Origin of the sequence: Rhizobium binxianense (assembly GCF_028994275.1) — a bacterium.
Taxonomy (GTDB): Bacteria; Pseudomonadota; Alphaproteobacteria; order Rhizobiales; family Rhizobiaceae; genus Rhizobium; species Rhizobium binxianense.
In genome coordinates, this window is the sequence record NZ_CP118713.1 from 1865077 (window position 1) to 1886269 (window position 21193).

General features: G+C 64.4%; 19 protein-coding genes and 1 pseudogene. 9 read left to right on the forward strand and 11 right to left on the reverse strand.

Annotation, left to right across the window (positions count from 1 at the left end; all coding sequences use genetic code 11):
• The first annotated feature begins 4 nt into the window (after nucleotides 1-4).
• The 4 genes from trpD to PO860_RS09315 are packed head-to-tail and all read left to right on the forward strand — an operon-like array spanning nucleotide 5 to nucleotide 3562.
• Nucleotides 5-1021 (forward strand): anthranilate phosphoribosyltransferase, encoded by a 1017-nt coding sequence (gene trpD, locus PO860_RS09300; protein ID WP_273885626.1) that lies wholly within the window; start codon nucleotides 5-7, stop codon nucleotides 1019-1021.
• A gap of 9 nt (nucleotides 1022-1030) precedes the next feature.
• Entirely contained in the window at nucleotides 1031-1843 is an 813-nt protein-coding gene (gene trpC / locus PO860_RS09305; protein WP_273882746.1) for an indole-3-glycerol phosphate synthase TrpC, read from the forward strand.
• A 1-nt stretch (nucleotide 1844) separates the two neighbouring features.
• On the forward strand, nucleotides 1845-2342 hold the full coding sequence (gene moaC / locus PO860_RS09310) for a cyclic pyranopterin monophosphate synthase MoaC (RefSeq protein WP_273885625.1): 498 nt from the start codon (nucleotides 1845-1847) through the stop codon (nucleotides 2340-2342).
• On the forward strand, nucleotides 2339-3562 hold the full coding sequence (locus PO860_RS09315) for a molybdopterin molybdotransferase MoeA (RefSeq protein WP_273885623.1): 1224 nt from the start codon (nucleotides 2339-2341) through the stop codon (nucleotides 3560-3562). Before moaC ends, PO860_RS09315 begins: the two co-directional genes overlap by 4 nt.
• On the opposite strand, the gene PO860_RS09320 is transcribed toward PO860_RS09315, so the two are convergent.
• The 6 genes and pseudogenes from PO860_RS09320 to PO860_RS09345 all read right to left on the reverse strand — a co-directional run bounded on the left by PO860_RS09320 (nucleotide 3531) and on the right by PO860_RS09345 (nucleotide 10158).
• Nucleotides 3531-4235 (reverse strand): class I SAM-dependent methyltransferase, encoded by a 705-nt coding sequence (locus PO860_RS09320; protein ID WP_273885622.1) that lies wholly within the window; start codon nucleotides 4233-4235, stop codon nucleotides 3531-3533. The genes PO860_RS09315 and PO860_RS09320 overlap by 32 nt on opposite strands.
• A 54-nt stretch (nucleotides 4236-4289) precedes the next feature.
• Nucleotides 4290-4361: pseudogene (locus PO860_RS09325) on the reverse strand (GNAT family N-acetyltransferase); the annotation flags it as partial.
• A gap of 65 nt (nucleotides 4362-4426) precedes the next feature.
• A complete protein-coding gene (locus tag PO860_RS09330) occupies nucleotides 4427-6397 on the reverse strand; it encodes a DEAD/DEAH box helicase (protein ID WP_183607288.1) in 1971 nt (656 codons plus the stop codon).
• Between the two features lie 98 nt (nucleotides 6398-6495).
• Nucleotides 6496-8352, reverse strand: a complete 1857-nt coding sequence (locus PO860_RS09335; protein WP_273885620.1) for a CHASE2 domain-containing protein — start codon at nucleotides 8350-8352, stop codon at nucleotides 6496-6498.
• Between the two features lie 5 nt (nucleotides 8353-8357).
• Nucleotides 8358-8876 carry a FecR domain-containing protein gene (locus PO860_RS09340; protein ID WP_272782543.1) on the reverse strand — a complete coding sequence of 173 codons (519 nt, stop codon included), beginning with the start codon at nucleotides 8874-8876 and terminating at the stop codon, nucleotides 8358-8360.
• A gap of 136 nt (nucleotides 8877-9012) precedes the next feature.
• Nucleotides 9013-10158 carry a citrate synthase gene (locus tag PO860_RS09345; RefSeq protein WP_273885618.1) on the reverse strand — a complete coding sequence of 382 codons (1146 nt, stop codon included), beginning with the start codon at nucleotides 10156-10158 and terminating at the stop codon, nucleotides 9013-9015.
• An 84-nt stretch (nucleotides 10159-10242) separates the two neighbouring features.
• Here PO860_RS09345 and PO860_RS09350 point away from each other — a divergent pair, with 84 nt between their 5' ends.
• Nucleotides 10243-11331 (forward strand): citrate synthase/methylcitrate synthase, encoded by a 1089-nt coding sequence (locus PO860_RS09350; RefSeq protein ID WP_275038251.1) that lies wholly within the window; start codon nucleotides 10243-10245, stop codon nucleotides 11329-11331.
• A 60-nt stretch (nucleotides 11332-11391) separates the two neighbouring features.
• Here PO860_RS09350 and pyrG read toward each other — a convergent pair whose 3' ends face one another.
• The 3 genes from pyrG to tpiA form a co-directional block, all read right to left on the reverse strand.
• Entirely contained in the window at nucleotides 11392-13020 is a 1629-nt protein-coding gene (gene pyrG / locus PO860_RS09355) for a CTP synthase (protein ID WP_183607283.1), read from the reverse strand.
• Between the two features lie 144 nt (nucleotides 13021-13164).
• Entirely contained in the window at nucleotides 13165-13689 is a 525-nt protein-coding gene (gene secG / locus PO860_RS09360; protein ID WP_273882757.1) for a preprotein translocase subunit SecG, read from the reverse strand.
• 119 nt (nucleotides 13690-13808) lie between these two features.
• Nucleotides 13809-14579: a triose-phosphate isomerase gene (gene tpiA / locus PO860_RS09365; RefSeq protein ID WP_273885616.1), complete on the reverse strand. Its 771-nt coding sequence runs from the start codon at nucleotides 14577-14579 to the stop codon at nucleotides 13809-13811.
• Here tpiA and PO860_RS09370 point away from each other — a divergent pair.
• Nucleotides 14527-14751: a hypothetical protein gene (locus PO860_RS09370; RefSeq protein ID WP_275038360.1), complete on the forward strand. Its 225-nt coding sequence runs from the start codon at nucleotides 14527-14529 to the stop codon at nucleotides 14749-14751. The genes tpiA and PO860_RS09370 overlap by 53 nt on opposite strands.
• A 38-nt stretch (nucleotides 14752-14789) precedes the next feature.
• Here PO860_RS09370 and PO860_RS09375 read toward each other — a convergent pair whose 3' ends face one another.
• Nucleotides 14790-15689 carry an alpha/beta hydrolase gene (locus tag PO860_RS09375; protein ID WP_273885615.1) on the reverse strand — a complete coding sequence of 300 codons (900 nt, stop codon included), beginning with the start codon at nucleotides 15687-15689 and terminating at the stop codon, nucleotides 14790-14792.
• A 219-nt stretch (nucleotides 15690-15908) separates the two neighbouring features.
• Here PO860_RS09375 and parE point away from each other — a divergent pair, with 219 nt between their 5' ends.
• The 3 genes from parE to PO860_RS09390 all read left to right on the forward strand — a co-directional run bounded on the left by parE (nucleotide 15909) and on the right by PO860_RS09390 (nucleotide 20682).
• Complete coding sequence (gene parE / locus PO860_RS09380; RefSeq protein WP_273885614.1) at nucleotides 15909-18008, forward strand: DNA topoisomerase IV subunit B; 2100 nt, start codon at nucleotides 15909-15911, stop codon at nucleotides 18006-18008.
• A 201-nt stretch (nucleotides 18009-18209) separates the two neighbouring features.
• The gene (locus PO860_RS09385; protein ID WP_273885613.1) at nucleotides 18210-19349 is read left to right on the forward strand and encodes an esterase-like activity of phytase family protein; all 1140 of its coding nucleotides are present in this window, start codon (nucleotides 18210-18212) and stop codon (nucleotides 19347-19349) included.
• A gap of 115 nt (nucleotides 19350-19464) precedes the next feature.
• Nucleotides 19465-20682, forward strand: a complete 1218-nt coding sequence (locus PO860_RS09390) for an AI-2E family transporter (RefSeq protein WP_273885612.1) — start codon at nucleotides 19465-19467, stop codon at nucleotides 20680-20682.
• A gap of 18 nt (nucleotides 20683-20700) precedes the next feature.
• Here the strand turns inward: PO860_RS09390 and PO860_RS09395 are convergent, their stop codons facing one another.
• Nucleotides 20701-21159, reverse strand: coding sequence for a GNAT family N-acetyltransferase (locus PO860_RS09395; RefSeq protein WP_273885611.1), 459 nt, complete (start codon nucleotides 21157-21159; stop codon nucleotides 20701-20703).
• Nucleotides 21160-21193: the final 34 nt, after the last annotated feature.

The window sequence follows — 21193 nt, forward strand, 5'->3', positions numbered from 1 at the left end:
CTTTATGACCGATCTGAAGCCGTTCCTGGCCAAGGCCGCAAGCCGTGACCCGCTGACGCGTGACGAGGCTCGCGCCGCCTTCGACATCCTGATGTCGGGCCAGGCGACGCCCTCGCAGATCGGCGGCTTCCTGATGGCGCTGCGCGTGCGCGGTGAAACCGTCGATGAGATCGTCGGCGCCGTCACCGCGATGCGCGCCAAGATGCTGACCGTCGAGGCGCCGGCCGATGCGATCGACATCGTCGGCACCGGCGGCGATGCCAGCGGCACCTACAATATCTCGACGCTGGCGGCGCTGATCGTCGCCGGCGCCGGTGTCCCCGTCGCCAAGCACGGCAACCGTGCGCTGAGTTCGAAATCGGGCGCAGCAGACAATCTGGCCGCCCTCGGCGTCAAGCTTGACGTTGGTCCCGAAATCATCTCCCGCTGCATCGCGGAGGCCGGTGTCGGCTTCATGTTCGCGCAGATGCATCATTCCGCCATGCGCCATGTCAACCCGTCGCGGGTCGAGCTCGGCACGCGCACGATCTTCAATCTGCTCGGGCCGCTTTCCAATCCGGCCGGTGTCCGCCGCCAGTTGCTCGGCGTCTTCTCGCCGCAATGGCTGGTGCCGCTTGCCGAAGTCATGCGCGATCTCGGCTCCGAATGTGTCTGGGTGGTCCATGGCGACGGTCTCGACGAGATCACCACCACCGGCATCACGAAAGTCGCCGCACTCGAAGACGGCAAGATCCGCACCTTCGAACTGTCGCCAGCCGATTTCGGTGTCAGCCCCTGCGTGCTCGCCGACATCAAGGGCGGTGATGGTGTCGCCAACGCCGCAGCGCTTCGCGAGGTCCTCAGCGGCGCAAAGAATGCCTATCGCGATGTCTCGCTCGCCAATGCCGCCGCCTCGCTGGTCATTGCGGGCAAGGCGGAGACGATACGCGACGGCATGACGCTGGCCGCGCAGTCGCTGGATAGCGGCGCCACCGCGCTCGCCCTCGACAAACTCATCGCCGTCTCCAACGATATCGACTAGGATTGGCCGATGACCGATATCCTGAAGAAGATCGAACTTTATAAGCGCGAGGAAATCGCCGCCGCCAAGGCTGCTGTGTCGCTTGGCGATCTGAAGGCGATGCAGGCCGGCCAGTCCGCCCCGCGCGGTTTTCACAAGGCGCTCGTTGCCAAGCGGGAGGCCGGCCATTTCGGTCTGATCGCCGAGATCAAGAAGGCGAGCCCGTCGAAGGGGCTGATCCGCCCGGATTTTGATCCGCCGGCGCTGGCAAGGGCCTATGAAGCCGGTGGCGCGGCATGCCTTTCCGTGTTGACCGACACGCCGAGTTTTCAGGGTGCGCCGGAATTCCTGACGACGGCGCGGGCCGCCTGCGCGCTGCCCGCCCTGCGCAAGGACTTCATGTTCGAGACCTATCAGGTCCATGAGGCGCGCGCCTGGGGTGCTGACTGCATTCTGCTGATCATGGCGTCGCTGAGCGATGACGATGCAGAGCGGCTGCAGGACGAAGCTTTCGCGCTCGGCATGGACGTGCTCGTCGAGGTTCACGACGCGCCTGAGATGGACCGTGCGCTGAAGCTCTCCTCGCCGCTCGTCGGCATCAACAACCGCAATCTTCGCACATTCGAGGTCAGCCTGACGGTCAGCGAGACGCTGGCTGCGATGGTTCCGACGGACCGGTTGCTCATCGGTGAAAGCGGCATCTTCACCCATGCCGATTGCAAACGCCTGCAGGCCGTCGACATCAACACCTTCCTTGTCGGCGAGAGCCTGATGCGCAAGGACGACGTCGCCGCCGCCACCCGTGCGCTGCTCTTTGGCGAAGCCGCCATCGCGGCCGAATGATATGAGTGGCGCAAAGCCCGGCCTGACCCATATCGATGCCTCCGGCGAGGCGCATATGGTCGATGTCTCCGACAAGGCCGAGACGGTGCGCATCGCCACCGCCGAGGGCCATGTGAAGATGGCGCCGCAAACGCTCGCCCTCATCCGTCAAGGCAATGCCAAGAAGGGTGATGTGATCGGCACCGCGCGCCTTGCCGGCATCATGGCGGCAAAACGCACCGCCGATCTCATCCCGCTCTGCCATCCGCTGATGCTGACGAAGGTCACGGTCGAGATCGAGGAGGATGCCGCCCTGCCCGGCCTGCGCGTCACGGCAACCGCCAAGCTGACCGGCAAGACCGGTGTGGAGATGGAGGCGCTGACCGCCGTCTCGGTCGCTTGTCTGACGATATACGACATGGCCAAGGCGGCCGATAAGGCAATGGAGATCGGCGGCATCAGACTTCTTGAAAAGTCCGGCGGAAAATCCGGCGATTTCCGTCATCCGGAGGCAAGATGAACCTTCTCCCGGTCGCCGAGGCCCTGAACCGCTTGCTCTCGCGCGCAAAGCCTGTCGCGGCGTCCGAGACGCTGCCGCTTGCCGAGGCTGAGGGCCGCGTCCTCGCCGTCGATCTGACGGCCGGTCTGACCCAACCGCCCTTCAATGCCTCCGCCATGGATGGTTATGCGCTGCGCCGCGAAGACGCGCCGGAGCCGGGCGCCGTGTTGAAGGTCATCGGCACATCTGCCGCCGGCCACGGCTTCGAGGCAAGCGTTAACAAGGGAGAGGCCGTCCGCATCTTCACCGGCGCGCCTGTCCCGCTGGGCGCCGATAGCGTCCTGCTGCAGGAAGATGCGGAGAAGATCGAAGGCGGCATCCGAACCAATTTCCCCGTCCGGCAGGGCCAGCATATTCGTCCCCGCGGCCAGGATTTCGTCCAGGGCGAAGCTGTGCTCTCTGCCGGCACGGTGCTCGATTTCTCGCGGCTGACGGTCGCTGCCGCCATGAACCGACCTGAGGTCGAGATTTTCCGGCGTCCGCGGATCGCCATCCTCGCAACCGGCGACGAACTGCTGCCGCCCGGAAGCACGCCCGGCCCTTCGCAGATCATTGCCTCCAATACGTTTGGTATTGCAGCCCTTGCCCGCAAAGCCGGCGCCAATGTGCTCGATCTTGGCATCGTGCCGGACGATAAGCCCAGGATCACCGCGGCGATCGACACGGCGCGCGACGCCAAGGTCGATGTCATCGTCACGCTCGGCGGCGCGTCGGTCGGCGACCATGACCTGGTGCAGGCGACGCTTGTTGAGGCCGGCATGCAGCTCGATTTCTGGCGCATCGCCATGCGTCCCGGCAAACCGCTGATGGTCGGCAGCTTCGGCGAAACGCATGTGCTCGGCCTGCCCGGCAATCCGGTCTCGAGCCTCGTCTGCTCGCTGCTGTTCCTCGAGCCGCTGATCCGCAGGCTCGCCTCCCTGCCGCCGGTGCAGCGCGAGACAGTGGTGGAGGCGGCCGTCGCATTGCGCGCCAACGATCACCGGCAGGACTATATCAGGGCGAAACTTTCGAAATCCACGACCGGAAACTGGCTGGCCGAGCCCTTCGGCAAGCAGGATTCCTCGATGATGAAGGTCTTTGCCGAAGCCGACTGCCTCATCGTCCGCCCGCCGCAGGCGCCGGAACTGCCAGCCGGAGCGCCCTGCCCAGTCATGCTGCTGCGGCCGGACCTTCTCGTTTAGCTGCCTCTCCAGCTGTTGCGGAGAGCGAAAAGACACCCGCCTGCACCGCTCCGCCACTCGTGCCCGTGCCGAAATCTGCAACCGCATGGGTCGCGATTCGCCTGAGTTCTCTTTGCGGGAGATAGGCGCGCTCGGGATCGCCGATCAGCACCTCGATGCCGGCGGCCCGGCAACGCCGCAGGAACGCCATCACCCGCAAGGCAAGGGCGGGATGATAGAACAGGTCGCCGACGAGCAGGAGATCCGACACAGGCGGCGGCCCATCGATGATGTCTGCGGCAATGGCCGCAATGTTCACCCCGTTAATTTCTGCGTTAAGGCCGATTGCGGTGATGGCATTGGCATCGATATCGACCGCCGTCACCATGGCTGCTCCGGCCTTTGCCGCCGCGATGGCGACGAGCCCGGAGCCGGCGCCGAGATCGAGGACGTGGCGACCGGCGACCGTTTCCGGCCGATCGAGCAGATGGCGGGCCAGCACGGCGCCGCCGGCCCAGGGATAGGCCCAGTAGGGCGCCGGATCGGCGTCTCCGCGGCCTGCAAGTCGCCAGAGCCCGCTCGCAGGTCCGGCCTGATGAAGCAGGATTTCGGGAATGGAGGCAACCGGCGATATCGGCAGATTGGCCTTGATGAAGGCGGCCGGATCGGGTTGCGGCTGGCTCGCGCGTTTCATCGTCGCCTGCTCCTGCCCGCGCCGAAGCTCAATAATTCTTCATGGCACGATGCACCGCAGCCGGAAGGCCTCGTTGCAGAGCGTACTGAAAACCGGAACGCTGAGGATCGCCGTCTCCGCCATCACCTTTGCCTCCCCGAGAAATACGAGCCACAGCCCCACGCCGGATCGGCGAAGGGCTGCTGGCGAAATCAGCCGGGCTTCTTCTTTGAAAATTTGTTCTTCGGCCCGGCGCCGCCCTTGCCCTCAGATCTGGGACCGTCGAACTTGGCACCTTCGAATTTCGGCTTATCGTATTTGGGCTTGTCCGATTTCGGGCCGTCGAAACCGGGCTTGCCTGGTTTCTTGCTCCAGGGCTTGCTATCCCGTCTCTCCCCGCCGCTATTGTCGGCTGCAGCATATCCGCCGCCTGGACCCTTGCCGAACTTGTTCTTCGGCCGCTCGCCACGGGAGGAGTCATCCGGCCGCTCGTCACGCGATGGCTTGCCGGCATAAGGCTTCGGCGACGGCGCCCGGCTGAAATCCGGTGTGCCGGAAAGCCGGGTCACGCGGATACCGCGTTCGAGCGCCTTGTTCGGCCCGATCGCCGCCTGGAAGCTTTCGGCACTTGCAGCCGCGATCTCCACGAAGGTTTCCTCAGGCTGCATCTTGATGGCGCCGATCTCCCGCTTCGTCACATTGCCGTTGCGGCAGAGCATCGGGATCAGCCAGCGCGGCTCGGCATTCTGCTTGCGCCCGACCGAGACGGAGAACCAGACGCTGGCGCCGAAATCCTCGCGCGGTCCCTTCTGCGCCGGCTCGTAGGGCTCGGCATTGTCGCGGCGCTTGCGGCTGCGATCGTCCTGCACGGTGACCTCGATCAGATCCTCCGGCGCCGAATGATTGGTGCGGTAGAGACGCAGGAAGGCGGCGGCGAGCTTTTCGGCGCCGTGGCTGGAAAGAAGCTGCTGCACCAGTCCCTGTTCTTCTTCCTGCGGTGTTTCGTTGAAGATCGGGTCGGCGAGCAGCCGCTCGTCGTCGCGCTCGTTCACCTCTTCGGCAGACGGCGGCCGCGCCCAGGCGGCCGAAATACCGGCATTCTCGAGCAGGCGCTCTGCCTTGCGCCGTGCATTCAACGGCACGATCATGGCGCTGATGCCTTTGCGCCCGGCCCGGCCGGTGCGGCCGCTGCGGTGCAGCAGCGTTTCCGGATTGGTCGGCAGGTCGGCATGGATGACGAGATCAAGGCCCGGCAGGTCGATGCCGCGGGCGGCGACATCGGTCGCGATGCAGACCCGGGCGCGGCCGTCGCGCATTGCCTGCAGCGCATGGCTGCGCTCGTTCTGCGTCAGTTCGCCGGAAAGCGCCACCACGGCGAAATTGCGGTTGTTGAACCGCGCGGTCAGATGATTGACGGCGGCGCGCGTCGAACAGAAGACGATGGCGTTGGTCGCCTCGTAATAGCGCAGCACGTTGATAATAGCGTTCTCGCGGTCGCTCGGCGCCACCATCAGCGCGCGATATTCGATATCGACATGCTGCTTCTCCTCGGCCGCGGTGCTGATGCGCACGGCGTCGCGCTGGTAGCTTTTGGCCAGCTTGGCGATGGCCGCCGGCACAGTTGCCGAAAACATCAGCGTGCGGCGCTCGTCCGGCGCCGAATCGAGAATGAATTCCAGGTCCTCGCGAAAGCCGAGATCGAGCATCTCGTCGGCCTCGTCGAGCACGGCGGCCTTCAGTTCCGACATATCGAGCGCCCGGCGGCGGATATGGTCGCAGAGCCGGCCGGGGGTGCCGACGACGATATGGGCGCCGCGTTCGAGCGACCGCCGCTCGCTGCGGATGTCCATGCCGCCGACGCAGCTTGATATCACCGCGCCGGTCATTTCGTAGAGCCATTCGAGTTCGCGCTTCACCTGCAGGGCAAGCTCGCGCGTCGGGGCGATGACGAGGGCGAGCGGGGCGCCGGCATTGCCGAAGCGTTCCCTGCCCTCAAGCAGCGTCGGCGCCAGCGCCAGCCCGAAGGCGACGGTCTTGCCGGAACCGGTCTGGGCCGAGACCAGCGCGTCGGAAGCGGCAAGCGCCGGATCGAGCATCGATTTCTGCACCGGGGTGAGTTCGGCGTAACCGCGCTTCTGCAACGCCTTGGCGATCGCCGGAACGACGCCGTTGAATTCTGTCATGAGTTCGATCTTTCGGAGCTGTCAGGCGCGAAATGCGCCATGGCCGGAGCCAGCCGGCGGGGTATTTGCGCCGTTCCTAGCCGCTCCCGCGGCGATTGTCAAAGCGTGCGACTGCGCCACAGCCAGGCGTCGATATGGCTTGCCCGGCCGCGCAGCGTTGTTTCCAGCGGACCCTCCATCCGTCCTGACTGCGTCAGCACGCTATCAGGGCCTGCGGCGCGGACGATTTCGGCGCTCAGCGCCAGCTCGACGCCATGGCGGGCGGCGACCTCCATCAGGCGGCTGCCGACATTGATGGTGTCGCCTGCCGCGGTGATCTGCTGCCGGTCGCCGGTGCCAAGACGCGAGGCGACGATGGGGCCGTAATGGGCGCCGACCTTGAAGCCGATCTTCTTTTGGGCGAAGCCCGCATGGGCGCCAAGCCAGCCGCGTGTCCGCTCGCAGAGGCTGACCGCGCAGGCGGCGGCGCGGGCGGCATCGTCATCGGCGGGCTCCGGCAGTCCGAACAGGATCATCGCCCCGTCGCCCATGAAGCTGGTGATGGCGCCGCCATGGGCGCGCGCCTCCTCGTCGATCAGTTCGAAGAAACCGCTCAGCACTTCGCTCACCTTGACCGGTCCGAGGTTTTCGCTGAGACCGGTGAAACCCGAGAGATCGATGAAGATGACGGCAGCGTTCTGGCGCACCGGCTCAGCCAGGAAATTCGGATCGCGCGCCAGCCATTCGCCGAGGCCGGGCGCCTCGATGCGCTGCAGCAGCGCGCTCTGCTCGGCGAAATGGCGGGCGCGGCCGCGGTCGAGCCAGAGTTCGGCCGCGCCGAGGATCAGCGCCGGCGGCAGCGCGGCTGCGATCGGCAGTGCTGCACTCAGCCAGTAGCCGTGCGCAAAGGCCGATAGATTGAGCATCGCCCAGACGATCAGCGTCAGCACGATGATGACATAGCCTGCCGCACTCCGGCGCCAGGCGATCAGCGACACCAGCACGAGCGTCAGACCGATGGCGATGCCGGCATCGATCAGCCTGATCCTGCGGTCGCGCACCATGCCGTCGCCGGTGACGAGATGGGTGATCGCCGTCGACATCACCTCGACGCCGGGCATGACGGGATCGAACGGCGTCGGGAAGACGTCGCCGCCGCCGGTGACCGTCGAGCCGATGACGACGATGCGACCAGTGACTGCATCCGCCGCCAGCTTGCCGTCGAGCGCATCGGCGGCGCTGAAGGTGGCGATACTGCCGTGCCCACCATAGAAGGTCACCGGCAGGCGCTGGCCGATATCGGTGGGAATGCGCAGCTTGCCGAGCGTGATGGCATCGGGTTCGATGCTGGGATTGACACCGAGCGCCACCGAAGCGGCCCGCAGCGGAAAGGCCGGATCCAGCCGGTCCGCCGCCCGCGAGATCAGCGGTATATAGCGTGGCGTGCCGGTCTGATCGGTTGCGACATTGACGATGCCGACCGCGGCCGCCTCGGCAAAGCGGGGAAGCGGCAAGAGAAGCTGGCTTGCCTCGGGAATGGCGGCAAGCGGATCGCTCGCCGCATCGCTGACCTGCTGGCGGCTTTGCGCGAAAGTGGCGGCCGCGGCAATCACGCTCGGCCCCTGGGCAAGGGCGGTGGCCAACGCCGCATCGCCCTCCTCCGGCCCCGGATCGACCAGCAGAATATCGAGTGCCAGGGCCTTCGGCTTCAGCGCGGCGATCGCGCCGACGAGCCGCGCGAGTGTGGCCCGGTCGAGCGGATAGCCGTGGGCGGCGGCTGTGCGATCGTCGATGGCGACGATCGAGACGACGGGAGGCGGTGTTTTTGCCCCGACGATGGCGCTGCGGATATCGGCAAGCGAAGCCTCCATCCGATCGAGAAGGCCGCTTCCGCCATTGAGATTGGCATAGCCGAGTGCTGCCGCCCAAAGACCGGCGAGCAGCAGCGCGATCACAGTCTGCAGGCGATGGTTCATGGGACTTATTGGCCGAGACGGGCAAGAAGCGCGGCAACGCGCGGCGCCGGCCAGCGACGCACGACGAGCGGCTCGGTTCCGCCTGAGACGTCGACGCCCTCGCCCGGCGACAGCACCACTTGCTCGCCGGCCGGCCGGCGCACCGCGACGCTGCCTCTGACGACCAGCACCGAGGTCTTGCTGCCGGCGACATCGACCGCCCATTGCGTGCCGCGCACGGCAGCGATCGCCTGCGGCGTCACCACCTGGAAACCGCCCGCGTGCTGGCTGCTGTCGACATCGACGAGGATGGCCTTGCGCCGCAGCGATGCCGAATCGGGACTGCCGTCACGATTGCGGTCGGCAAGGCGGAAGGATGCGCCGGCCTCCGCCGTCACCTTGACGCCGCCCGGACAACTGAACACCTGGCGGGCGCCGGCGTCGCGCGAAATCGTGCAGCCGGCAGACTGCGCAAAGGCCGCCCCTTCAGCGAATAGGCCGACCGCGAGTGCGCCGGCAAACAGGCAGCGAAGCGTGATATTCATGGAAAGCCCCCATGACCGTGCGGAGCGGCTCATTTCGAAAGCGCCCGCCAACCGTCTTCTTCCATGCCGGGCATGATAGCCGAATTCGAATATTTCCCTAGGCAAAAAAGCAGGCCGGCTCATCGCAAGCCGATTCTCAAGGAGCGCCTCTTGTTTCGGGCGTCGGCCCGGCATAACGCGCCCGCGGTCGGATCAACTCTCCGCTCCCGATCTGCTCCATCGCATGCGCAAGCCAGCCGGCGGAACGGGCAAGCGAAAAAATAATAATCGGCGCCTCCCGCGGCAGATCGAAGGCGACCGCCATCGCGGCAAGTGCGAAATCGACATTGACCTTTTCGCCGACCATCGCTTCGCCGGCGTCACGGAGGTTTGCAAATTCCGGCGGCAGGGGGAAATGCGAAAGCAGTGCCTGAGCCCTGATATCGCCATCGGGATAGAGAAGATGGCCGAAGGCTGAGAGGTGATTGCCCTGGACAAGCGAGCGGCGGATCGCTTGCTCCGCCCCGAGCGCTGAAGCTGCCTCGATCAGGGCGTCGACACCCTGCCAGGCGGCGCCGTGCAGCGGCCCTGTCAGCGTCGCCAGACCGGACAGCACGGCGGCCGAAAGGGCAGCACCTGCCGATGCCGTGACCCGTGCCGCAAAAGCCGAGGCGTTGAGTTCGTGATCGGCAAGCAGCACCAGAGCGCGGCGCAGGCAATCGGCGGCATCCGGCCGTTCCCAGCTTGCGGCCAGCCGCAGATGCAGCGGCTGCTCCGAAGGCCCCGGCGCCAGCGCATCGGCGATGGTGGAGAGAACGCCGTACGCTTCACGCCGCAGGGCTGCCTGCGATCGGCCGAGTGACGGCAGATCCGTCGTCACCCGCCCCGCAAGCGCCAGGAACGCAGCCTGAAGCGACGGAGCGGCATGCCCGGCCTCGGCGTTGGAGGGCAGCGCTTCAGCACCATTCCAGAGCAGTGCTGCCGTCTGCTCCAGCGTCGCGACCTCGGCAAAATCGGCCACGTCCCGTCCGCGATAGAAAAGCCGTCCATCAATGATGGTGGAGATTGCCGAAGACAGAACCGGATCGCCCCAGCGGATCGTCTCGGCGGCAACCGTTTCGGCTTTACGCCGGCCGGCATGGCGTTCGGCAAGCCGCTTGACGTCGGCAGACTGGTAGAGGCTGCGGCGCGGGTCGGCGGGATCCGGCTTGGCGCGGATGCGCCCGCGGCTGACATTGGCATAGAGCGTCTGCGGCTTGGTTTTCAGCGCTTGCAGCGCCTCCTCGGCAGTGAGCCACGACATCGGATCCTCATATTGATCAATTGCATCAAGATTGACGTCAATGAGACTAGGTCGGATCATTCAAGCCGTAAAGGAGAAAACCACATGAAAAATGGCTTGGAAGACGTCATTGCCGCCGAAACGCAGCTCTCGGATGTCGATGGCGAAGCAGGTCGACTGATCATCCGCGGCGTATCGCTGGATCATCTGGTCGCTGACGCCACCTATGAAGGCGTCGCCGCACTATTGCTCGACGGGCTGATGGAGCGAAGCTTTGGCGAAGCGGAATTGCGCGACTGGCTGGCCAAAGCGCGAACCGGGGTGTTCGACCATATCAAGGCTGCCGATGCCACGCTGCTCGCTTTGCCTCCGGTCGATGCGATGCGGGCGCTGATTGCCCGTCTGCCCGACGGCGAGGATTTCGATACCGCGCTTCGCCTGCTGGCCGCGCCGGCAGTCTTCCTGCCGGCGGTTCTGCGCATGCAGCGCGGCGAAAAACCGATCGCGCCCGACGCCTCGCTGCCGCAGGCGGCCGATATCCTGCGCATGCTGACCGGAAAAGTGCCGACCAGGGGGCAGACGGCCGCACTCGACACCTACCTCGTGACGATATCCGACCACGGCCTCAACGCCTCAACCTTCGCATCGCGCGTCATCGCCTCGACGCAGGCCGGTCTCACCTCCTCGGTGCTCGCAGCGCTGAGCGCGCTGAAGGGACCGCTGCATGGTGGTGCGCCCGGTCCGGTGCTCGACATGCTGGACGCGATCGGAACAGCGGAGAATGCCGGGCCTTGGCTCGGCGAAGCGCTCGACCGCGGCGAAAGGCTGATGGGCTTCGGCCACCGCATCTACCGTGTCCGCGATCCCCGTGCCGATGCGCTGAAAGGCGCGCTGAAGCCGTTGATCGTGTCAGGACAGGTCGACAGCGCCCGTAGCGCCCTGGCAGAGGCCGTGGAGGTCGCGGCATTGGCGATCCTCAAGCTGCGCAAGCCGGACCGGCCGCTCGACGTCAATGTCGAATTCTATACGGCGCTGCTGCTCGAAACGCTCGGCTTCCCGCGCCGGGCCTTCACCGGCGTCTTCGCGATCGGCCGCACCGTCGGATGGCTGGCGCATGCGCGCGAACAGGCACTCGACGGCCGGTTGATTCGCCCGCGCTCGGTCTATATCGGGCCGCTGCCGGCCGCTGCTTGAAGGTTGATCCGGCAGAGCATCCAGATCGCGCATAGCCGCGCGATCTGGTGTCGGCATTCGTCAGACAAGGCGGCTCTGTTCCGTCGCCGCTTCGATGAAGCTGGCAAATAGCGGATGCGGGTCGAGCGGCCGGCTCTTCAGTTCCGGGTGATACTGCACACCGATGAACCAGGGATGATCGGGATATTCGATCGTTTCCGGCAGAACGCCATCCGGCGACATGCCGGAGAAGATGAGGCCGCAGCTCTCGAGCCGATCCTTGTAGTCGACATTGACCTCGTAGCGATGGCGGTGACGCTCGGAAATATCGGTCGAGCCGTAAATCTCCGAGATCTTCGTGCCCTTCTTCAGCGCCGCCTTGTAAGCGCCGAGGCGCATCGTGCCGCCGAGGTCGCCGGCTGCCGTGCGCTTCTGCAACTCGTTGCCCTTGACCCATTCGGTCATCAGGCCGACCACCGGCTCCTTGGTCGGGCCGAATTCGGTCGAGGAGGCGCCGGAGACGTCGGCGAGATTGCGCGCCGCTTCGATGACGGCCATCTGCATGCCGAAGCAGATGCCGAAATACGGCACCTTGCGTTCGCGGGCGAAACGGGCTGCATGGATCTTGCCTTCCGAACCGCGTTCGCCGAAGCCGCCGGGCACGAGGATGCCGTGCACCTTTTCGAGATAGGGCGCCGGATCTTCCTTTTCGAAGACCTCGGACTCGATCCATTCGAGCTTGACCTTGACGCGATTGGCGATGCCGCCGTGATGCAGCGCCTCGATCAGCGATTTATAGGCATCCTTGAGGCCGGTATATTTGCCGACGATCGCGATCGTCACCTCGCCTTCCGGCGTGCGGATGCGGTTGCAGACCTCTTCCCACGGGTCGAGACGCGGCTTCGGCGCCGGCTCGATGCCGAAGGCGGCAAGCACTTCGTCATCAAGGCCTTCCTTGTGGTAGGCGATCGGCACGTCGTAGATGTTGGCGACATCGAGCGCCTGGATGACGGCGGACGGGCGCACGTTGCAGAACAGCGACAGCTTGCGGCGCTCGGCCTCCGGAATTTCGCGGTCGGCGCGCACCAGCAGGATATCGGGATGAATGCCGAGTGCCTGCAACTCCTTGACCGAATGCTGGGTCGGCTTGGTCTTCAGCTCGCCGGCCGCCGGAATATAGGGCATCAGCGTCAGGTGGACGTAGACGGCGGTGCCACGCGGCAGATCGTTGCCGAGCTGGCGGATCGCCTCCATGAACGGCATCGCTTCGATATCGCCGACCGTGCCGCCGATCTCGCAGATGACGAAGTCGTAGTCGTCATTGCCCTCGATAACGAAATCCTTGATCTCGTTGGTGACGTGCGGAATGACCTGCACCGTCGCGCCGAGATAGTCGCCGCGCCGCTCCTTGTCGATGATGTTCTTGTAGATGCGGCCGGTGGTGATATTGTCGGTCTTGGTCGCCGAACGCCCCGTGAAGCGTTCGTAATGACCGAGATCGAGATCGGTTTCCGCGCCGTCGTCGGTGACGAAGACCTCGCCGTGCTGGGTCGGGCTCATCGTGCCCGGGTCCACGTTCAGATAGGGATCGAGCTTGCGAAGCCGGACCCGATATCCACGGGCCTGCAGCAACGCTCCGAGAGCCGCGGCCGCAATTCCTTTTCCGAGAGAGGAAACCACGCCGCCAGTGATGAATACGTATCGCGCCATGGGATTCACCGGATACCTTTTCAAAAACGATTCCACCAGCCCCAAAAATTCTTTTCCGGAACTTTCGGAGCGTGGCGCAGGAATCTGAACAAAAGAAAACCGGCAGACCCTGGGGCCTGCCGGCGGTTTATGTCGAAGCCCGGTTTATTGTCCCGTCGGGACGCCGGAAGGCTGAGCCGGCGCCGGCGTGGCCGGAGCTGCAGGCGCAGTCGTGGCCGGTGCGATCGTTGCCGGTGCGGTGGCAGCAGGCGCCTGAGTGGCCGGAGCAGCCGCTGCCGGCGCTTGAGCGGCGGGAGCCTGCGGTGCGGGCGTTGCCGCCCCGCTGCTCGGAACGCCGTTGCCGGCCGGCTGGGTTGCCGGAGCCTGCGCGCCGCCGCCAAGCGAATCGAGAATGCCGTTGCCCTGGCCGCCTGTTGCCGGAATGCGGTCGAGAATGTCGCTTGGACGGCCCTCGTAACGCGTCAGTATGCCGAGGCCGAGCGAGGTCAGGAAGAACAGCGTCGCAAGGATCGCGGTGGTGCGCGTCAGCGCGTTGGCCGTGCCGCGGGCCGACATGAAGCCCGAACCGCCGCCGATACCAAGGCCGCCGCCTTCAGAGCGCTGGATGAGCACGACGCCAACAAGGGCGAGCACGATCATGAGATGGATGACAATCAATACTGTCTGCATGGGTCCAGTCCTGCCCGCCTGAAGACGGACATAAATAAGAATTCTGGCGGCTCTTTACATGAGGCTTTCATCTATTCCAAGCCCTTCGGCCCGGAATAAACCGAGGAATAAACAATGCCTCAGGCGAGCAGCGCCTCATAGGCCCGGTAGATGGCGAGGAAGTCGGCCGCTTTCAAGCTCGCTCCGCCGATCAGCGCGCCGTCGACATTGGCGATGCCCATCAGTTCATGGGCATTGGCAGGCTTGACCGAGCCGCCGTAGAGTAGACGCATCTTGCGGCCTTCATCGCCAAAGCGGGCCACAAGCTCTGCCCGCATGAAGGCATGCGCCTTTTCGACATCACCTGCCGTCGGCGTCACTCCGGTGCCGATCGCCCAGATCGGCTCATAAGCGACAACGGTATTTTCGGCCGTCGCGCCATCGGGAACGGAGGCGGAAAGCTGACGTTTGATGACGTCAAGCGCCTGGCCTGTCCGGCGTTCATCCGCCGTCTCGCCGATGCAGATGATCGCCGTCAGCTCTGCGGCGAAGGCCGCCTCCGCCTTGGCGCGCACCAGATGATCCGTTTCGGCATGGTCGGTGCGCCGCTCGGAATGGCCGACGATGACATAGGTGCCGAAACAATCGGCAAGCATCTCGGCCGAGATGTCGCCAGTATGCGCACCGGACGGGTTCTGATGGCAGTCCTGAGCACCGATCGCCAGCGGGCTGTCGGTGCACAGCGCCGTCGCCACGTAGAGCAGCGTCGTCGGCGGGCAGATCAGCGCTTCGACCTTGTCGGCCAGCGGCGAGCGAATACCCTCGGCGATCGCCTTGATCTGATCCAGGGAGGCACGCATGCCATTCATTTTCCAGTTTCCCGCCACAAGCGGGCGCACATCAGGTGTCATGCCGGCCTTCCACAATCTGCTTATGCCTTGGGCAATATCAAAAGCTTGCAGCAAAGAAAAGCATCATGCCCTTGACGTAAGGGGAATCTATGCGATCCCGAGCATATTTCTGCCGAATATCATCCGCTCCAGCACCGCGCGTCCTTTTAGACACGTAAAGGTAGCATTTTGAATTCATGCATCGTGCTTTTCGATTTTCCGGCCGATGCGCTAGCCCGCAAGAATCCAGTTCACCACCCTGCGCCAGTCGATCATCCGGATCGGTGTCCCGTGATTGCCGGTCTGAAACAGCGTGAAACGCGCCGGATATTTTGCCTTGTGCAGGCTTTCGAACAGCGCCTGCTGGTCGGAGGCGGCATAGACCGGGTCACGGCTGCCATGGGCGAACCAGAGCGGCAGCTTCGCCCTGTAGAAGGCGCTCTTGATGAAATCCGGATCGGTGACCCCGCTCATAACAAGCATGCCCTTCAGCCGCTTGACGCTGTCACCATCGCGCGCGATGCCCCAGCAGACCTGGCTGCCCATCGAGGCGCAGGAAAGGATGATCGGCCGGCCGGGCGATTGCGCGTTGGCATAGCGGATCAGACCGGCGATCGCCGCAACACCGCTGCTGTCAAAGCTTTTGACGGTGGGTGAATAATATACGCCGCCATTGCCGGCGACAAGGTTCTTCAGCCGGTTGAAATTGCCGCCGAAGCTGTAGTCGTTGGCGCCGAGCCGCCGGTCACCGTCGCGGCCATGGATGAAAATCACCGTGAAAGCGGCACTCTGAGCCGGTCCCACCCTGGTGACATCGAGCTTGATGCCGTCGAGAGACAGTGTTTCGTCCGCCTGGGTCTTGCGGATGCCGAGCGCCACATATTTCTGCTGCACCCGCTTTTGCGGGATCTGGTCGCGGCCGTTGATATCGCGCATTTCGTCATAGCCGATGACCTCGAAGGCGCCGTCATCGCCCGTCTGCAAGATGGTCTGCTTCGAAAACAGATCGTCTTTGAAAGGCGGCAGCGCATCGGCGGCCCGCGCCGGGGCGGCAGCAGAGAGGACGGCTGCGGACAAGAAAAACGCCGCAATTGCGGTGATGATGGTGCAATGACTTGTGGACATTCGCATTCGGATGGTTCCTGAGGCCTGCCGCCGCTTGCCATTCGGCGCCCGGCAACGCAAATCATTTGGGAAAAGCCCGCCAAGTCAGGCGGTGTCGCGTATAGAGGTGCTTTCTGGCAAAATCTGCCTGATTCGCAAACGTGGCATGAAATGCGGTGATTTTGGGTCGGCGGCGGATACCCGCCCAAACCAGACCCAAGACAGGATGAAGATCTGAACGGCCCCATGGACGATAGCAACGACCTCTTTTCCGGAATGCCCCTCTCTGAAAAACGCGAGGAGGCGCAGAAGCCTGCCGCTGCGGCCGAGCGGCCGCCGATGACAGCTGCGCCCGTCGCCGCCGCAGCACCCCCTGCCGGAGCCTCTGCGCGCCCGGCGCCGGCCGCGTCGAACTCCGATGATTATGGCGCCTCGTCGATCCGCGTCCTCGAAGGCCTCGAGCCGGTGCGCATGCGGCCGGGCATGTATATCGGCGGCACCGATGAAAAGGCGCTGCATCACCTCTTTGCCGAAGTCATCGACAATGCGATGGACGAGGCGGTCGCCGGACACGCCAATTTCATCGAGGTCTATCTCGATCTCGCAGGTTATCTCACCGTCTCCGACAACGGCCGCGGCATCCCGGTAGAGAACCATCCGCAGGTGCCGGGCAAATCGACGCTCGAAGTCATCATGACCAAGCTGCATGCCGGCGGCAAATTCGACGGCAAGGCCTACGAGACCTCCGGCGGCCTGCACGGCGTCGGCGTCTCGGTCGTCAATGCGCTTTCCGACGACCTCGAGGTCGAGGTAGCGCGCAACCGCAAGCTATACCGCCAGCGTTTCTCCCGCGGCCTGCCGCAAGGCGGCCTCGAAGAGCTGGGCGACGTGCACAATCGCCGCGGCACCCGCGTGCGCTTCCATCCCGATCCCCAGATCTTTGGGGATCACATGAAGTTCGATGCCGCCCGCGTCTTCCGCATGGCGCGCTCGAAAGCCTATCTGTTCGGCGGCGTCGAAATCCGCTGGAGCTGCGAGGCGGGCGTGCTGCCCGAAGGCTCCGAGGTGCCTGACAAGGCTGTCTTCCACTTCCCCGGCGGCCTGAAGGACTATCTCCAGGCGACGATGGGCAAGGAGTTCACCGTCACCCGCGAGATCTTCGCCGGCAAGACCGAGAAGGTGAGCGGCCACGGCTCGATGGAATGGGCGATCACCTGGTACGGCGGCGATCCGCAGGTGCATTCCTATTGCAACACCATCCCGACCCCCGAAGGCGGCACGCATGAGGCCGGCCTGCGCATCGCGCTGACCAAGGGCCTGAAGGCCTATGCCGAGCTGACGCAGAACAAGCGCGCCGCCCAGATCACCACCGACGACGTGATGATCTCGGCCGTCGGCATGCTGTCGGTTTTCATCCGCGAGCCGGAATTCGTCGGCCAGACCAAGGACAAGCTCGCAACCGTCGAAGCCCAGCGCATCGTCGAGAATGCGCTCCGCGATCCCTTCGATCACTACCTTGCCGACAATCCGAACGAGTCGGCCAAGCTGCTCGACTGGGTGATCGAGCGCGCCGAGGAGCGCCTGCGCCGCCGCAAGGAAAAGGAAGTCAACCGCAAGACGGCGGTGCGCAAATTGCGCCTGCCCGGCAAGCTCGCCGATTGTTCGCAGAACACCGCCGAAGGCGCCGAACTCTTCATCGTCGAGGGCGATTCGGCAGGCGGTTCGGCCAAGCAGGCGCGCAACCGCGCCAACCAGGCCATTCTGCCGCTGCGCGGCAAGATCCTCAACGTTGCCAGCGCCGGCCGTGAAAAGCTCGGCGCCAACCAGCAGCTCGCCGATCTCATCCAGGCGCTCGGCTGCGGCACGCGCTCGAAATACCGCGACGAAGACCTGCGCTACGAGCGCATCATCGTCATGACCGATGCCGACGTCGACGGCGCCCACATCGCCTCGCTGCTCATCACCTTCTTCTATCAGGAGATGCCGGAGCTGGTGCGCGGCGGCCATCTCTTCCTCGCCGTGCCGCCGCTCTATAAGATCACTCAAGGCTCGAAATCCGCCTATGCCCGCGACGACAACCATCGCGCCGAGCTGATGCAGACGGAGTTCAAGGGCAAGGCCAAGGTCGAGATCAGCCGCTTCAAAGGTCTCGGCGAGATGATGCCCGCCCAGCTCAAGGAAACCACCATGGATCCGTCCAAGCGCACCCTGCTCAAGGTGCTGATCGACGAGGTGGATTTCGAAGGCACCCGCAGCGCCGTCGACGATCTGATGGGCACCAAGCCGGAAGCCCGCTTCCGCTTCATCCAGGAACGCGCGGCCTTTGCGGAGAATCTCGATATTTGACAGATGCTGCGGCGGCGCGCCGACCGGTCTAATGGACATGGGTTGGCGCTCCGCATTTTAGCATTTGCGATTTCACGGAACTGACGAAGAACCGTAACAACTCCGTCAAACAACCGGCGCATGACACGGTCGGCGCGCCTTCCCCTTGAGGGAGGGGCGGCGCCGGTTCGAACCGTTTTCAACCCCACGCCGGATTTTGCCATGACCAAGCGTTTTCTCGCGACTGCCGCTTTCGTTCTCCTGTCCAGCACCGTCACCGTCAGCGCCACGGAAATCGGCGCCAAGTTCGAGACCGCCTGCCCTTTCGGCGATTGCGCCGCCGGCATTTCGCTCTCTTACCTCGGTGAATTCGTCATCCCCACAGGCCACATGGAAAACGGCGTCGAGTTCGGCGGCATATCAGGCCTCGATTTCGATGCCGCCACCGGCCACTATATCGCCATCAGCGACGACCGCTCCGAAAGGGCGCCGGCCCGCTTCTATGAACTCGACGTCGATGTCGACGCGTCGGGTCTCAAGGGGGTTTCGGTCGTCAAGCAGGTCACGCTGAAGGATAAGAACGGCGAGCCCTTCGCCGCCAGGACCGTCGATCCGGAATCGATCCGCCTCGGCAAGGACGGCATCTATTGGGGCAGTGAAGGCGATGGCAAGGCGTTGCTTGCGCCCTTCATCCGCGTCGCTTCGCCGGACGGTTCCTTCGTCCGCGAATTCAAGCTGCCAGAGGGCTATGCGCCGACCGCCGACAAGTCGACCGGCATCCGCGACAATCTCGCCTTCGAGGACCTCGCCGTCGCGCCCTCGGGTGATGTTTTCGTCGGTGTCGAAGCCGCCCTCTATCAGGATGGTCCGAAGCCGTCGCTGGCGACGGGCAGCCTGTCGCGCATCATCCGTTATGATGGCGCCACCGGCGAGCCGAAGGCGCAGTATGTCTATCCGGTCTCGCCGATCCCGCAGGCCGCCGCCAAGGCCGACGGCGGCAACGACAACGGCATGTCGGAAATGCTGGCCCTCGACGATCACCGCCTGCTCGCCGTCGAGCGCAGCTACGCCGAAGGCTTCGGCAATAACGTCAAGATCATGATGATGGATCTCGCAGACGCGACCGACATATCCGCCATCGCCTCACTCGCCAAGAACGACCAGCGCGTCGTCCCCGCCCGCAAGAGCCAGATCCTCGATCTTAGGGCGATCGGCCTCGTCCCCGACAATATCGAGGCCATGTCGCTCGGCAAGGCCAAGGACGGCAGCGACGTTCTCATCCTTGGCTCCGACAACAACTTCTCGCCCGCTCAGAAGACGCAGTTCTACGCCTTCAAGATTCTCAGCCGTCCGCAATCGTAAGACGCTGCATCTGACGGTCGAATAGCGACGCTTTGTATACGCTTTCGGGCTACGCACCTTGAAACCGCGGGGGTGATGGCCCATAACCAGAGTACAAGAAAAAGAAGAGGCGCGCGTGGGTGTATTCGACCGTCAGAAAAGCAATCATGAACCGCGATGGCTCGGATCGTCGGCGCAAACGCGCACGCCGCTGATTCCCTCCATCTCGGCGGCGCGCTGGCTGCTGGTCCTGATCGTCGCGGCCGGCGTCTATTTCTTCTACGGCTTCCTCGTGCCGGTGCTCGCCGCCCTCGTCATCGGTTTTGCCAGCTGGCCGCTCTACCGCCAGCTTCTGGCACGCGTCGGCGGCAATACGACGATCGCCGCGACCATCGCCATCCTCATGATCATCACCTTCCTGGTCATCCCGATCGGGCTTGCGATCACCTATACGACGGGCGAAGTGCGCAACTGGGTTGCCTGGGCAATCCATGCCAACCGCGCCGGCGCCCCGACGCCCGACTGGATCGTCGCCCTGCCTTGGGCAGGCGCCTATCTCGATGAAGTCTGGACAAAATATATCGGCAGCCCCGGCGCTCTCGGCGAGGTCATCCAGGCGGTCAGCGGCGCCAATATCGGCAATATCTACCGTGCCGTGCTTGCGGCCGGCGGCGGCGCCTTCCACCTGCTGCTGACGCTGCTCTTCATGCTGATCGCGCTGTTCTTCGTCTATCGCGACGGCTTCTCCTTCTCCAAGCAGATCGACATGCTCGGAGAGCGCATCCTGCCGAACCGCTGGGAGCGTATTTCCCGCGTCGTGCCGGCGACGATCAGCTCCACCGTCATGGGCATGACGCTGATCGCCATCGGCGAAGGCATCGTGCTCGGGGTCGCCTACTGGATCGCCGGCGTGCCCTCGCCCGTCACCCTCGGCGTGCTCACAGGCGTGATGGCGCTGATCCCGGGCGGCGCGCCGCTCTCCTTCACGCTGGTCTCCGTTTATCTGCTGGCCAGCGGCTCGCATGTCGCCGGCATCGGTCTTTTCGTCTGGGGTACGGTCGAACTCTTCATCGTCGATAAGACGCTGCGGCCGAAGCTCGTCGGCGGGCCGATCAAGCTGCCCTTCCTGCCGACTTTTTTCGGCCTCGTCGGCGGCGTCAAGACGATGGGTTTCCTCGGCCTCTTCATCGGCCCGGTGCTGATGGCGCTGATCGTCGCCATCTGGCGCGAATGGATCCACGAAGCCCGCAACGCCGACAAGAGCGAGACGGGCCCGCAGGCACTTATCGACGAACTGGCACCGCCGACTGTCCCCGGACCACCAAAAACGATCCCGCGCGTTGCCGAAGGCTGAACCGGCCTTCGCGGATCGTCACCCCAGCCGCTTTTCCATGAACAGGCTCAGCGGATCCGGCAGATAAGCGCCGAAGGGCTCGATGTCCTGGTAACCGTATTTGCGGTAGAGAGCGATCGCCTCGGGCTGGTAGATGCCGGTTTCGAGCCGGATCGCCGTCAGCCGCTTTTCCCCTGCGATCGCTTCGAGCGCATTCATCAGGCTGCTGGCGATCCTCAGCCCCCTTGCCTCGGGATCGACGAACATCCGCTTGATCTCAGCCGTGCCGTCGCCGGCTTCGACCAGCGCGCAACAGCCGACGATCGTGCCGTCGTTGCGGGCAACCAAGAAGCTCACCGAAGGTTTCTCCAGCACGGAGAGGTCGACCAGATGGTTGCTTTCCGCGGGATAGAGCGACTGCGCATAGGCGTCGGAAAGATCGAGAAGGCGGATGACGCCGTCCTGGCGCGGCGGCTCCTGGGCGATGATGACGGACATGATGATTCCCAATGCTTGCGAAAGGCGCAAATTT